This window comes from Pseudomonas sp. RA_105y_Pfl2_P56, from assembly GCF_963970845.1.
GTDB classification, from domain to species: Bacteria; Pseudomonadota; Gammaproteobacteria; order Pseudomonadales; family Pseudomonadaceae; genus Aquipseudomonas; species Aquipseudomonas baetica_A.
Genome location: NZ_CAXAPL010000004.1, coordinates 46,931 through 62,559, shown reverse-complemented (window position 1 = coordinate 62,559; position 15,629 = coordinate 46,931). Strand labels below are relative to the sequence as shown.

The window sequence follows — 15,629 nt, the reverse complement described above, 5'->3', positions numbered from 1 at the left end:
CGCAGGCACATGACGCCCGGATATACGAAAAATCCGGGCGTCGCGCACGATCTAGAAACGTCGTAAATCGAGCGTCATCGGTAGCTCGTCGGAGATTGTCAGATCAGGTATGGGAAGTTTCCCCGGTGTGTGTCCGATACGGAAGAAACGCGCCATGCGCCGACTCTCCGCTTCGTTGGCGTTGACCGGCAGCGTCTCGTAATTACGCCCGCCGGGGTGGGCGACGTGGTACTGGCAGCCACCCAGCGAGCGTTGCATCCAGGTGTCGAGCAGGTCGAACACCAGCGGCGCGTGTACCGGGATGGTCGGTTGCAGGCAGTTGGCCGGCTGCCAGGCCCGATAGCGCACACCCGCGACGAATTCGCCCAAACGCCCGGTCGGGTGCAACGGCACGGCAATGCCGTTGCAGGTCAGCAGATACCGCTGCGGCGGCAAGCCCTTGAGCTTGACCTGCAAACGTTCAAGCGATGAATCGACGTACCGTACCGTGCCACCCGCCGTACCCTCCTCGCCCAACACATGCCACGGTTCAAGCGCTTGATGCAGTTCCAACTCGATGCCATTGACGGCGTAGTCACCGACCTTGGGAAAACGAAACGCCAGATGCGCCGCGAACCACTCGGCGCGCAACGGATAACCGGCGTTGTTGAGTTCGACGATGACGTCGGCGAAATCCTGTTCGATAAAGTGCGGCAACAGGAAACGATCGTGCAGTTCAGTGCCCCACCGCGCCAGTTTCGGCGGCGCATAAGGCTCGCGCCAGAACCGTGCGACCAGCGCTCGCAACAACAGTTGCTGGGCCAGACTCATGCGGGCGTGCGGTGGCATTTCAAAGGCGCGCAATTCCAGCAATCCGAGGCGCCCGGTGGCGCCATCCGGTGAATAGAGTTTGTCGATGCAGAATTCGGCGCGGTGAGTATTGCCGGTGACGTCGATCAGCAGATTGCGCAGCAATCGATCCACCTGCCACGGCGCGCATTCCTCGCCCGGCTCGGGCATCTGCGCAAAAGCGATTTCCAGTTCATATAAAGCATCATTACGCGCCTCATCGACCCGCGGAGCCTGCGATGTCGGGCCGATGAACAATCCGGAGAACAGATACGACAATGACGGATGGTTATGCCAGTAGCTGATCAGGCTGCGCAGCAGATCCGGACGACGCAGGAACGGCGAATCCGCCGGTGTCGCGCCGCCGAGGACGAAATGGTTGCCGCCCCCGGTGCCCGTGTGACGACCGTCGATCATGAATTTCTCGGTGGTCAGGCGGGTTTGCCGCGCTTCTTCATAGAGAAACTCGGTGCGTTCGACCAACTCATCCCAGGTCGCAGAAGGCTGCACGTTCACTTCGATCACGCCCGGATCAGGGGTAATGCGCAAGTTGCTCAAACGCTGATCGCTCGGCGGCTCGTAGCCTTCCAGCAGCACCGGACAATGCAGTTCTTCGGCGGTGGCCTCGATGGCCGCGACCAGTTCCAGATAGTCCTCGACCCGTTCCAGCGGCGGCATGAACAGGTACAACCGCCCTTCGCGGGCTTCGGCGCAGAACGCGGTGCGGGTCAGCCAATCGGCGGACTCGTCGATTTTCGGTGTGCGCTCGTCAACCGTGGCGGGCTCACCGTGACTGTTCAGTTGCGCGGCATCCGGCAGTTCGGGAAAGTCCTGATTCGGGTCCTGGGGATGGATGAACGGGTACTCCGCCGCCTTCACCCAGGGCTGCGAACCGAGCGGTAAGCGGTAGCCCAGCGGTGAATCTCCCGGCACCAGACGGCAATGTTCGTCGCGCAGATACCAGCGCCCGCTCTGCCATTGATCACCTTTAGCGGTGCGTGCGAGCGGCAGCACTTGGCCGATCACTTTATCCAGGCCCTGGCTGAAGACCTTGCGCAGGCGTGCGCGTTCTAAAGGCTCCTCCAGACGCGAATCTTCGGCGCTGACGTTGCTCGGCAACGAACCCTCGCGCCAGAGGTAATAGAAATTGTCCTCATAGGCAGGGAATACAAAATGTGTGGGCAGTTTCAGGCGTTCGGCGACACTCGCCAGAAAGCGTCCGGCCAGCTCGCCATCGGCGCCGTAATCCTGTTGCTCGTCGGCGATCAACGCGTCGTTGTGCCAGATCGGCGCACCATCGCGGCGCCAATAGCAGTTCAGCGACCAGCGCGGGAGTTGCTCGCCGGGGTACCACTTGCCCTGACCGAAGTGCACCAGCCCCTTCGGCGCGTAATGCTTGCGCAGGCGCTGAAACAGTTCGGCGCAGAGCCGACGTTTGTCCGCCCCCAACGCGGCGGTGTTCCATTCGGCGCCATCCGGGTCATCGATGGACACGAAGGTCGGTTCGCCGCCCATGGTCAGGCGCACATCGCCTTCCAGCAGGTCGGCATCGATCTGCCGGCCCAGTGCCTGAATCGCCAGCCACTGCTCATCGGTGTAAGGCTTGGTAACGCGTGGCGCCTCCCAGATTCGCTCCACGGACATTTCGTGGCTCAATTGCGTCTCGCAAGGTTCGACCATGCCGCTGATCGGTGCCGCCGAGGAGGGATCGGGGCTACAGGCCAGCGGGATATGCCCTTCGCCGGCGAACAGCCCGGACGTGGCGTCCAGGCCGATCCAGCCGGCACCTGGCAAATACACTTCGCACCAGGCGTGCAGGTCGGTGAAGTCGACGTCGGTGCCGCTGGGACCGTCGAGGCTCTTCACGTCGGCAGTGAGCTGAATCAGGTAACCGGAAACGAAACGCGCCGCCAGCCCGAGGTTGCGCAGCAGTTGCACCAGCAACCACGCCGAGTCGCGGCAGGAGCCGGAGGCGTGTTCGAGGGTGTGCTCCGGGGTTTGCACACCCGGCTCCATGCGGATCAAGTAGCCGATGTCTTCACTCAGACGCTGATTGAGCGCCACCAGAAAGTCCACGGCCGGCAACGGCGTGCGGTCGATCGCGTCCAGATAGGCTTCGAAAGTCGGCGTCAGCGGCAGGGTTTCAAGGTACGGCGCCAACTCTTTGCGCTCATCGGCGGCGTAAGCGAAGGGGATTTTCTCGGCATAGGGTTCGAGGAAGAAGTCGAACGGATTGAAAACGGCCATTTCGGCCAGCAGATCGACCTCAATGCGCAACTCATCGGTTTTCTCGGGGAACACCAATCGCGCCAGGTAATTGCCCTGTGGGTCCTGCTGCCAGTTGATGAAATGCTGCTCGGGCGAGACTTTCAGCGCATACGAGAGAATTCGCGTGCGGCTGTGGGCGGCCGGGCGCAGGCGAACGATCTGCGGGCCGAGTTCGACAGCGCGCTCGTAGCGATAATGCGTGACGTGATGCAATGCGACATGAATCGACACGGCGTGCCTCCTGCGAGCCTAAGCGTATTCGAAAGCGCGCAAGACTTATGCCATACAGAGGCTTGGGCGCTTTCCCGGAATGCTTTGGGCAGTACAGCACCAAAATCGGGCAATGCGGGGAAATGGTTTGGGGAGTTTGCTTCTATTTGTGGCAGGCATGTGATCAAGGTCGCCTGTTCTGGCCTCTTCTCGAGCAAACCCGCTCCCACATTGGATTGGTGTTGAATACACATATTGAAACCGACCACAAATCTCCTGTGTGGGCTTGCTCGCGAAGGCGTCAGTAGCCTCACCACATTTCCCGAGCCCTGAATCGAGTAGGAGACGGATTTACATCCGTCGTCCTCTCACACCACCGTACGTACGGCTCCGTATACGGCGGTTCAAATTATGCGATTAAGCCGAGTTATCGTATCCAGTATCGAGACCAGTCCGAGTCCATCCCAGAGCTTCTTCGGCAGCGCCTGATTCATATGAGGTGCCCCCGAATTCCACCAAGGGCCTCGACCATTGAACGCTGACTGGTAAGCGCGCTGCTCGTCTATCCCCAAGCGCATCAGGTTGCGCGCCCTCGCTGAGGGCCGTTTCCATTGCCGCCAAAGAGCACAACGAAGCTTGTGACGCACCCACCCATCAAGTATCTCTAAAGCGCGTTTGCCCTGAGTGAGCTTGAAGTATCCAGCCCAACCGCGCAGCACAGGGTTTATACGCTCAATGGTATAGGCCATTTTACGTCCTCGTGCTCCGCGCAGAAGCGCCCCGAGCCGGTCGCGCAAGCGAAGCAAGCTCATCGTTGCCACTCGTAACCGTGGCTGTCGATGCCAGCTCATCCCATAGCCCAAGTAATCACACATCCACGATCCGGCTACTCGGCTCTTTTCCCGGTTCAGCGTCAGTTTCAGGCGCTGCCTCAGGAAACGCTCAACGCTAGCCATCACCCGTTCGCCTGCGCGACGACTGCGCACATAAATGTTCGCATCGTCGGCATAACGTACAAAACGATGGCCCCGCCGTTCCAATTCACAATCGAGTTCGTTGAGCAGGATGTTCGACAGCAACGGCGAGAGCGGGCCGCCTTGCGGCGTCCCTTCCTGCCGGCGACTGACGAGTCCGCCTGACATCGTTCCCGCTTCGAGATAACGACGGATCAGCGTGAGCACACATCTATCTTCGATTTGACGCTCGATGTAGGCCATCAATACATCGTGGTTGACCCGATCAAAGAACTTCTCCAGATCAAGTTCCACGCACCAGCGGTGACCCGCCGCCACATGGGCGCGGGCTGTTTCGATGGCTTGGTGAGCGCTTCTACCCGGTCGAAAGCCGTAGCTGTAGTCCGAGAACAGAGGGTCGAAGATTGGCGTGAGCTGTTGCAGCAAAGCCTGTTGAATCAGGCGATCCACGACATTGGGGATACCCAGTTGCCGTGTTCCTCCTTTGGGTTTGGGGATGTCGACGGCGCGTACACCTTGCGGGTGGTACTCGCCTGCCAGCAACCGAGCCTTAAGGATCGGCCAATACTGTTTCACGTAGCCCCCCAAGTCGGCGACCGTCATGCCATCGGCACCCGGCGCCCCCTTGTTGCTGACTACGCGTTGATACGCACGCTTGAGGTTGGCGGGTGCGAGCACCCGCGCCATCAACGTGCCCGGCTCCGCGTTCGTCCCCGTCACAGACGCCGCTGATACCTGTGCGCTGTCAGTCGTCATCCTCGGATTCTGTCCGGGACTCGGAGTAACAGTCTTCTCTGGGAGAAATTTCTGCATTTCGGTATTCAACGAGACTTTGACGCCTACTGGCGGCATAACTTGTTCGGCCCTTGGTGGCGCGGTTAACCGCCACTTACTACGGCCTCGGCTGACTTCTGCACGTTCATCCCGTCGCCTCTCGACGCTCGGTAGCACAGCGGCAAACGTGCAGATCTCCCAGGGTAATTCGCGCGACCTTCCTGCTTATGCCTGTCGGATTTACGTCGTAGCGCTCCGTGCAAGTATTGGGCTTTGATGAGCATTGCCACCTGACCCCGCTACGCCGCCTGATCCGCTTCCTGTTCGTCAGGCCAGCATTTTGCCTCGGGCTTCCTTCAGATTCGCGGTCACCCGCGACACCCTTGCCTCTGGCTAACACTTCCCCTTGCCGGGTGTGTAGAGGACTTTCACCTCCAAGTCACCAGCGAGGCCACCACAGCCAAGCTGGTTGCGCTTACGCGCAACGCGCCATGCCTGGCGCACAATGCAAAACGCCAACCCGAAGGTTGGCGTTCTGTTGAGCTAAAAAGCGACTTAGCGTGGCACCACCGGTTTGCGCGCCGGTTTCGGCCCTTTGCCCTTGGCCGCGTCCTTGCGCTCCTTGGCGGCCTGCTGGTTGCGGGCGAACGCCGCCGCCTTGGCCTGTTCACGCTTGTCCCACGGATTACCACCATCACTGGCACGCGGTGGCAGACCGGTGTGCTGGGTGAGCATCTTGGTGGTTTTCTCTTTGCCCTCTTTCGCCACTTTATGGCTGCCAGCCGGCGTCGAGTTCTTGCGACGGGCGCTCTGGTAGCTGTCGGTGGACGGCTGATGCAGCGGGATCAGTTGATCCTTGCCCGGTCCGATCAGATCGCCACGGCCCATGCGGGTCAGCGCTTCACGCAGCATCGGCCAGCCTTTCGGGTCGTGGTAACGCAAGAACGCCTTGTGCAGACGACGCTGCTCTTCGCTCTTGACGATGGTCACGCCGTCGCTCTTGTAAGTGACCTTGCGCAGCGGGTTCTTGCCCGAGTGGTACATCGCGGTGGCGGTGGCCATCGGTGACGGGTAGAACGCCTGCACCTGGTCGGCGCGGAAGCCGTTGCCCTTGAGCCACAGGGCCAGGTTCATCATGTCTTCGTCGGTGGTGCCCGGGTGCGCAGCGATGAAGTACGGAATCAGGTACTGCTCTTTCCCGGCTTCCTTGGTGTACTTCTCGAACATGCGCTTGAACTTGTCATAGCTGCCGATGCCCGGTTTCATCATCTGGTTGAGCGGACCTTCCTCGGTGTGTTCCGGGGCGATCTTCAGGTAACCACCGACGTGGTGGGTCACCAGCTCTTTGACGTACTCCGGCGACTCGACCGCGAGGTCATAACGCAGGCCGGAAGCAATCAGAATCTTCTTCACACCCGGCAACGCACGGGCACTGCGGTACAGCTGAATCAGCGACGAGTGGTCGGTGTTCAGGTTCGGGCAGATGCCCGGGAACACACAGGACGGCTTGCGGCACGCGGATTCGATTTCCGGCGTTTTGCAGGCGATGCGGTACATGTTCGCGGTCGGGCCGCCGAGGTCGGAAATGACACCGGTGAAACCTGGCACCTTGTCGCGGATCTCTTCGATTTCGCGAATGATCGACTCTTCGGAACGGTTCTGGATGATCCGGCCTTCGTGCTCGGTGATCGAGCAGAAGGTGCAGCCACCGAAGCAGCCACGCATGATGTTCACCGAGAAACGGATCATGTCGTAGGCCGGGATTTTCTCCTTGCCGTACGCCGGGTGCGGGACACGGGCGTAAGGCATGCCGAACACGTAGTCCATTTCCTCAGTGGTCATCGGAATCGGCGGCGGGTTGAACCAGACGTCGACTTCGCCATGCTTCTGCACCAGCGCACGGGCGTTACCCGGGTTGGTTTCCAGGTGCAGCACGCGGTTGGCGTGGGCATAAAGCACGGCATCACCACGAACCTTTTCAACCGACGGCAGGCGGATCACGGTCTTGTCGCGGGTCATGCGCGGGCTGGCCAGGATCTGCACGACCTTGGCTTCCTGCGGATCTTCGACCGGGCCCTTTTCCTGCTCGATGGCGCAGGCCTGGGTGTCCTGGGTATTCACGTACGGGTTGATGATCTTGTCGACCTTGCCCGGACGGTCGATGCGTGTGGAATCGACTTCGTACCAGTCTTTCGGCGTATCGCGACGAATGAACGCGGTGCCGCGCACGTCGGTGATGTCTTCGATCTTGTGACCGTAGGACAGGCGCTGCGCGACTTCAACGATGGCTCGCTCGGCGTTGCCGTACAGCAGGATGTCGGCGCTGGCGTCGATCAGGATCGAGTTGCGCACGCGATCCTGCCAGTAATCGTAGTGAGCGATACGGCGCAGGGAGGCTTCAATGCCGCCGAGCACGATCGGCACATGTTTGTACGCCTCTTTGCAGCGCTGGCTGTAAACCAGGCTGGCGCGATCCGGACGTTTGCCAGCCATGCCGCCCGGGGTGTAGGCGTCGTCGGAACGGATCTTTTTGTCCGCGGTGTAGCGGTTGATCATCGAATCCATGTTGCCGGCCGCGACCCCGAAGAACAGGTTCGGCTCGCCGAGCTTCATGAAGTCGTCTTTGGACTGCCAGTTCGGCTGCGCAATGATCCCGACGCGAAAGCCCTGAGACTCCAGCAGCCGGCCAATGATTGCCATGCCAAACGACGGGTGATCGACGTAGGCATCTCCCGTAACAATGATGATGTCGCACGAATCCCAGCCAAGCTGATCCATCTCCTCCCTGCTCATTGGCAGGAATGGCGCTGGCCCGAAACATTCGGCCCAATATTTTGGATAGTCAAATAACGGCTTGGCTGCTTGCATGTCGACGACCGGTGTTGAGATGAAAAATCGCGGGCGCGGAATATAGCACAAAATTTGACCAATTCCGACGGCAATGGTCGGTTGTTAATCTCAGCCCCCTCTTCTGTGCTTCAAGCAGAAAAGGCTACGGCGGCTTTCGACCCGCCAGACACTGGCAATGATGCCAAACGCCAGTCAGGCGCCCATGGATGGGTGCTGCCGACAGCTCCACCGCCACCTGCGCAATCATGCAAACCGGCACGATGCCAAATAAAACAAGCCCTTGCGCGAAAGCCGGAGGGCATTTTTCAAGGATGAAAAACATGGCAGGAAAACCACCTCGTAATGGCCCCCACTTGAATGTGGATGTCCATATCAGACCGAATCGACGAACGGACATCGACGCACCGCATCCTGACGCTGCGGGCCGCAAAGTCTTCGATCCATGGATCGCTGTCGACCCTGCGAAGCCGCCGGCCAGACTGCCGGGCGATACAGACCTTGACGCAATACTACCGGCCCCTGCCGTCATGATTCATCTGACGCCGTCTCCCATTTCAGCGCCTTCCGTCATCCATCAGCCGCTGAAGAACTACTGGCTCAAAGCCGTGAAAGGGTTACCGGCTGCCAACAGCGAAGGTTTCAGGGTTTACAACAAACGCCGGTATGTCGACGTGCCCGATGGCGGTACCGTTCTTGTCGCAGTGGATCCGGACACCGGACTGTATCGGGCGCGACTTTCGAGCGAATTGCTTCCCTCCGGTCCGGTATTGCTGCGCGACACCGACAGCGACCTCTGGCATCCGCTCAATGACGTTGACTCAAGCAGGCTCCCACTGACGCAGGCAAGGCTGAACGCTTTTCGCTCGGATCTGGATTTCAGCGGTGTCGAGCCTGGCAGTGACGGCCTGTTTCGCCACGACGGCAAGCTCTATGTGGTCATCGACAGCCACGCGTATCAGGTCATGCAGGACCTTGACGCGTCCACGCCGACTCAAAAGGTGTGGCGCATTGTTAACCCCAAGGATCCCGTTGCCTCCGATAGCGCGAACATCTACCGCGCCAGTCGCAGTGGCGAAACCCGGGCGATCATTCGGAGCGAGGAGAACACCTGGGTTTCCATCCTCACGGGTTTGAGGGGCGGCATGCGCCGCAATGAGGGCCTGCAAGCCAACCTGGCGCTTCTGATGCAACGTTACCAACCTTTCGCGGATGCTCACCGGGCTCTGACCGAATCATCTGAACATTACGACACACTTTGGGGCCAGGTCCGCGACTTGCCGGATGGCGCGGCCAAAACGGCGGGCCTGATCGCGCTTGAGGTACACCTGCTCAAGCACATCAAAAAACAGACGGACTTTATTCAGTCGCTGGTTGTTAACAAGGATTGGCTCCCCCTCGTCAAAGCAAGCGGGGTGTTCAAGGAAGAGCTGCATACCTTCCGGATAGAACGCGTGGAATATCTCAACAGACTGATGGCCGTCATGGATCTCAGGGTCCGGCCTTCGGTGACAGATTTGAGTGCCGGAAACTGCAAGAAAACCATCAAACATCTGAACAAGAAACTGAAGTTTCTCGAAGAGCGCCAGGCGGTGATGGAGCAGATCAGAAAAGCCTCACCCGGAGCAGCCCCTCGACTCGCCGAACTACGCCTCCAGGTGCACGATACCGAGCGCATCAACTTCAACAAACTGACCCTTTACGTTCACCTGTTTGCGGACACTCCCGACCATGCGCCAAACACGACCATGCCCTCGCTCTCGGCCATCGATCTGATCACCGGAGATTTGCAAAACGCTCCGCAACGAGAGCATCCAATGGCACTGCTGTTGGCCCTTGATCAAATCAAGGGAGATAAAACCCGCTTTGAAACACTGCTGGCCGCGGAGCATCCCAACGCCGAATACATCAGGGAGATCGTTACCCTGATCGATCCCATCGAGAAAAAAATCGAAAACAAGTTGACCGAAATTCTTGACGCGTCCGAGCGAGCTCACGATCTGCCGAGCCTCGACCAAGACATTGATTTCGACTTTATCCCGCCGCAACCTATCAACGAGGCGTCAGCCCCTCCCGCGCGCGCCAGGAAAATATTCCGCACCCGTCAGCACGGCACTTACAGAGTGTTGGTCGGGGAAACGGAAACCGCACTGGACGGCACCATCACCATCAAGGTTCCCGACCTGCTGCGACCTGATTCGCCTCCCAGGCGCTACAAAAAAATAGAAGACGAATGGCTGCCCGTGCTTCCTCCGCTTATCCGAACGCCACGGCCACAACTCATTGGCGAGGCGAACCGGTTACTGGCCAGGGTCGAAGATCACGCGACCAACGCGAGAACACAAGAAGCCCAAAACACTAACCCGACAAAGATCGTCGAAGATCTGGGCAAGGAAACCGATCTGCTCAATCAACAGGCAAGGCAACTGGAAAACCACGATACAGATGTTGAAGATCGAGTGATCATCAACCTGGCCGGACAGTTGCGGGCCGCCGCCGTTTCGTTGACAGAACTAGGCCAGAAAACGCTGGTGCGGATGTACAAGAACAAAGACGTGCTGGACATCATGCGCCTGAACTATCTGCTGGATCGTAACGAGCTCAAGGCAAGCAAGATCGTTGATCGCAAACAATCGGGAAAAGGCCAGAAAAGGTCGTTTCTGGATGTTTATTCGATCAGCGACAGCGCCGATAACACGCCGTTGTGGCACGCGCATTTTCACTACGACGCCGAGAAGAGCCTGCCTCTGAGCTTCAAGGTCGATGGCGCTCATCTCAAGACGCTTGAACAAAGCAGACGAGGTATCGAGTCTCAGCGCCGAGATGAACGGGCCGGTTTGCCGCACGTCGGCATCTGGCGGCAAAGGTTCGATGGCAGAACAGCGAGCAAAATATTCGCCCTGGCAGACAGTCACGCCGCAGCCTCCGAGTAAATGCGCAAAGCCCGAACAGCAGGCTTTGATGTAGCCCCAGTACAAACAGGCAATGACGCCGAACGCTTATCAGCACGCCCTCGCGGGCGCGGATAAACACCCCATCAAGGAAGAAAGAATGTCACCAAAACCACCCGTCAGAGGCAACGCCACTGTCGATATACACCATCGCCCAGGCCCATCGCCGCAAGAAAATACGCCGCGCATCAACACTGGCGCGCCCCCCCTGCACCTGGGTGACAATCCGACGGTATCGGGCAGAAACACCGGCGGTGTCGATCTCGATGCAATCAGGCCGGCACCACAGATCACGGTTCACGAAACAACTGAAACAATGACGCTCGGTGCCACCCCCACACCCGCTGTGGAGTCGCTGGAGCATTACCGGATCAGCGCGCCGCCCACGTTGGCGGCCGCCGATGCCGAGGGTTTCAGGACATACAGGGGGCGCCGATACGTCGACGAGCCAGGGGGCGCCATCGTGCCGGTCAAGCAAGATCCGGACACGGGACTGTACCGGGCCGCCCTGGCGAAAGAGTCGAAACCAACAGGTCCGGTGATGCTGCGTGACACCGCCAGCGGCCTGTGGCACCCGCTGGAAGACTTCGAGCCCATTACCTTTGCGTTATCTTCCACACGCCTGGAGGCTTTCCGCACCGGGCTGGACTTGAGTGACGCAACACCCGATAGCAATGGCCTGCATCAGTTCGACGGCAAACTCTACGTGGTGATCGAGAATCACACGTACCAGGTACTGCACGATCCAGACGCATCAACCCCGCTGGCCACCGTAATGCGTATCGTGCGAGGCGAAGATCCTGTGTCCAGCGACAACGGCAATCTGTATGTCGCGACACGCCCGGGAAGGTCGGAGCCCATCGTTTTCGATGCCATACAAGGCTGGGTCGGGATTACGGTAGCCGGTGCCGGCGGGATGGTGCGCAGTGACGCCAACCCCACAGCATCCCTGAGCCTGCCGGAAAGACTCTCGCTGATGCTCACTCGACTGCGCAGCCCAGAGTCCCGTGCCCGAAAACTGTTCCCGGATCACACCGAGGATCAGATCAGAGACTTTATCCGCTCACTGGGCAGTGATGTCCGCGACGTCTTGACCCGTCGCGAAACCGACTACAAGACACTCAAGGCCGAACTGAAGATCTGGATCAGAAACACGTCCACCGCTTCGCCCCAGGCAACAGCAAAAGGCTGGGCGCAACAGGTCGCCAATGACATCAAGCGCTGCTGGCGCCAGCAGACAGGGGATACATTTCGACTTGAGCCGGGCGATGGAACGCTGCCGGCATTAACAGCGGATTTCAGCCATATCCGGCGCCTGGATCTGGACGCCGTCACCTGGTCAGACACCGCCGATACATTCCTCAGTGGATTCTCCGGCCTGGAGCGTCTGACAGTGACCCACTCGTCGCTCGATACACTGCCCGCCGCCGTTACTCATATGCCCCACCTGAGCACACTGGATCTGAGTTCGAACCGTATTGTGCTCAATGCACAAACCGCGGCAAAACTGAGCGCACTCGGCCAACTCAAGAACCTTGATCTGTCGGACAACCCGTTGGGCAAGCCACCTGACTTCACCGGCATGAGCGAACTCAAGACCCTGAACCTGAGCAATACACAATTGGATCAGTGGCCTATCGGCTTGCAGCACCAGACCGGACTCGAACACGTCGACCTGCGCAGGAACCGGCTGACAGAAGTCCCATCGGCCATCCTTTCCCCCTCCCCTGATCAGTTCGAAGCGATCGCCCGGATCAACAGCGTCACGCTGTTTGAGGGCAATCCATTCCCTGCCGGCTACTGGAAAACGCTTGAATTGTATTGGCAACGTGTCACAGCCGATCATCCAGGGCTGGGCACCAACAGCCTGCCCGGTGCGTTCAGGCTTGACGGTGATATCCCGGAGGTCGCCAACGTACAGCGGCTGTACCCGGACAAGTCGGCACAAGAGGCCAGAGAGTTTTTTATCGGATTGGACCCTGAGACAGAAGCCAAACTGGGTCGACGCCTTCAGGAACTGGATGTACTGGAAAGCCAGCTCGATGCCTATGTCGCCGACAGTCAACCCGAGCCGTCCGCCGTCGACACGCCGGCCAAAATACAGGCGCAACGTGTCGCCCAAACCCTCAAGAACTGCTGGCTTCAGGACTCGGACGAAATACTCAAGCTGCCTTCCATCAACGCGCCACTCCCGGCCCTGAGCGTGGACTTCAGTCATGTAAAGCAACTCAGTCTCAGCGCTGTTATCTGGTCGGGCGATGCCGATACATTTCTGTCCGGTTTTCCCAATCTGGAGCGTTTGTCCATTACCCGTTCCAGGATTGAAACGTTACCCGGGCAAATTGGCGCGATGGACAAATTGAACAATCTGAACCTGAGCAACAACTACCTTGCACTGGACGAGCAAAGCGCTGCAACGCTCAGCGCCATGAGTCATCTGGAGATCATCAATCTTTCTGACAACCCAACGCTCACGCTCACCCCTGACTTCAGCAAGATGTCCAAGCTGAAATACCTGATGCTGAATAACACGGGAATCAATCAATGGCCGACTGGATTGCAGGACAAGACCGGGCTGCTCATTTTTGATCTGCACAATAATCGCTTGAATGAAGTACCGCAGGCATTTATCAATCCTGCGCCTGAACAGTTGCTGACGATCGCCCGGATCAATAGAGCCGCGTCACTCGGTGGCAACCATTTCCCTGCCGATTACTGGAGAAAATTCGACGACTACTGGCGTCGAGTGAACGAGGAACACCCCGATCTGCTGACCTCTTACCATGGAGTGATATTTGATACCGACAACTCCCCGGCGCAGCGGTATCGGCGATTATTTCCAGGCAAGGACATCAAGAAGTGCAGGGAATACCTCTGGAGCTTTGAGAGTGAAACCGCGGCAGCAACGAAACTCCAAAGTCTTGAACGGGAACACCGCGTACTGAAAAGTCAGCTCGACGATTGGGTTTTTTCTGGAGGCGGCAACCGCGGGGGCTACATTCGGGCGAATCAGTTAGCGGTCAACGCGCGAACCCGTCCTGACCGTGTCGTGGCAAGTGAGCGGATTCTGAGTTGCTGGAGGGGGGAAACACCGCAAAAACATGCCAATGACGGTACACCCATCGGCCTGGAACTGAATCTCGGCGGCCTGCGCCTGCCGAGCCTGCCAGACATCGACGCGGACTTCAGTCACGTCGGCTCGCTCAAACTGAGCAACATGAATCTGAGCACCTCGCCAGAAGGTTTTCTGACCCATTTTCGCCATGTGCGCTGGCTGGATCTTTCGCACAACCAATTGCGTGAATTGCCTCCTGCAGTTGGAGAAATGAATGGGCTGACTCGCCTGTTTCTGCAGAACAACCGGATTATCCTGACCGCCGACACTGCCCGCGTTCTGTCGCAGCGCACAACATTGCGAGCCTTGTGGCTGCACGAAAATCCGCAACTCGGTATCACCCCGGACTTCACCCTGATAACAGACATGCGCGAGATTGATCTGGCAAACACAGGCATCAACACCTTCCCTGCCGGGCTTGCCGATCAGCCACTGCTGGGCATTGTGAATCTGAACAACAACCGGATCGAGGAAATCCCCGATGCGGTCATAACCCCGCCGGCTGAACGACTCGCCAACAGTGCGCGGGTCAATAACGTGACCAGCATCACTAACAATCCATTGTCAGTGGCCACCCGCACGCGGCTGGAACAATACAACAACCGTCTTATCGAAGCCCAGATACCGATGACTAGCCAGCGCGATCTGGTCGCTACGGCGCGCGGCCATGTCCGGGCAGTCATCCGGATTGCGGCAAATGATCCAATGACGCGCTGGACAATAGGGCTATCGGAAGATCAGGTATCAGCCAGAAGAGTCCAATGGCAAACACTGCGTGATGAACAACGCTCGGATGGTCTGTTCAATACGCTTGCACGCTTGCTCGAGGTTCCCGACGGCCACAATGAGCTTCAGCGCCGGGTCTGGAAGCTGATCGACAGCATTACCGAAAACAATCCGGCGTCCGAACGCCTGCGCAAGGAGGTATTTGATCGGGCCGGCGAAGCGGCCTGCTGTGATCGGGCAGCCTTCACGTTCGCTAATCTGGAAACCCGGGCAATGGCGCACGATGCGCGTGCCCAGGCTCAAGACGAAGCACGGGGCCCGCAATTGTCTGCGCTTTCCAAAGCGTTGTTCCGCTTGCATGAAGTCGACAAAATCGCATCGGCGGACATTGCGCAGCGTGAGGCAAGAATCATCGAAGCGAGGGGGCCTCAGAGGGGCGCGGCCGCTCCAGCGCCACACGTGTCAGAGGAAGTCGAAATCAGACTCGCCTATCGATACTTCCTGAAAGACCGGCTGCAACTGCCGGGACAACCCGAACAAATGGGATTTGCCCGGCTGGCCAATGTGTCAAAAGCGCAATTGAATGCCGCGTACAAAAAAGTCATCGCTATGGATAACTCCCCTGAAGAATTCAAGGCGTTGGTGTCGAGGGAGTTCTGGCAGGAATTCATCACTCATAAGTACCGGGCACAATTCGAAGCGCACCGCCAGACGTTCCAGGATCGACAAGCCATCCTCGACGACGCGCACGTAGCTAACACGCTTGGGTTTAACGATTACGACGCACAATCCAGGGCGCTGCAAAAATCACTGGCGACCGAGGAAGAGGCACTGATCGAGTCGTTGTCCCGACAGGAACTGAGCGAGCATCCAGCCACCAACACTGACGAGGAGGCAGACGGCACAACTGAATAACACGCAAAAAGAGGAGCGCTG

5 protein-coding genes are annotated in these 15,629 nt (G+C 58.7%); 2 read left to right on the top strand and 3 right to left on the bottom strand.

Annotated features, from left to right (window positions below; translation table 11 throughout):
* Window positions 1–51 precede the first annotated feature (51 nt).
* The 3 genes from AACY11_RS04290 to AACY11_RS04280 all read right to left on the bottom strand — a co-directional run bounded on the left by AACY11_RS04290 (window position 52) and on the right by AACY11_RS04280 (window position 7,922).
* Window positions 52–3,327 carry a transglutaminase family protein gene (locus AACY11_RS04290; RefSeq protein WP_339493940.1) on the bottom strand — a complete coding sequence of 1,092 codons (3,276 nt, stop codon included), beginning with the start codon at window positions 3,325–3,327 and terminating at the stop codon, window positions 52–54.
* A 383-nt stretch (window positions 3,328–3,710) separates the two neighbouring features.
* Window positions 3,711–5,132, bottom strand: a complete 1,422-nt coding sequence (gene ltrA / locus AACY11_RS04285) for a group II intron reverse transcriptase/maturase (protein ID WP_339493938.1) — start codon at window positions 5,130–5,132, stop codon at window positions 3,711–3,713.
* A gap of 477 nt (window positions 5,133–5,609) precedes the next feature.
* Complete coding sequence (locus AACY11_RS04280) at window positions 5,610–7,922, bottom strand: YgiQ family radical SAM protein (protein WP_339464589.1); 2,313 nt, start codon at window positions 7,920–7,922, stop codon at window positions 5,610–5,612.
* Window positions 7,923–8,110: 188 nt separating this feature from the next.
* On the opposite strand from AACY11_RS04280, the gene AACY11_RS04275 reads away from it, so the two are divergent.
* Together AACY11_RS04275 and AACY11_RS04270 are read left to right on the top strand one after the other, a co-directional pair.
* Window positions 8,111–10,834, top strand: a complete 2,724-nt coding sequence (locus AACY11_RS04275; RefSeq protein WP_339493936.1) for a hypothetical protein — start codon at window positions 8,111–8,113, stop codon at window positions 10,832–10,834.
* 52 nt (window positions 10,835–10,886) lie between these two features.
* The gene (locus AACY11_RS04270) at window positions 10,887–15,608 is read left to right on the top strand and encodes an NEL-type E3 ubiquitin ligase domain-containing protein (protein ID WP_339493934.1); all 4,722 of its coding nucleotides are present in this window, start codon (window positions 10,887–10,889) and stop codon (window positions 15,606–15,608) included.
* Window positions 15,609–15,629 lie beyond the last annotated feature (21 nt).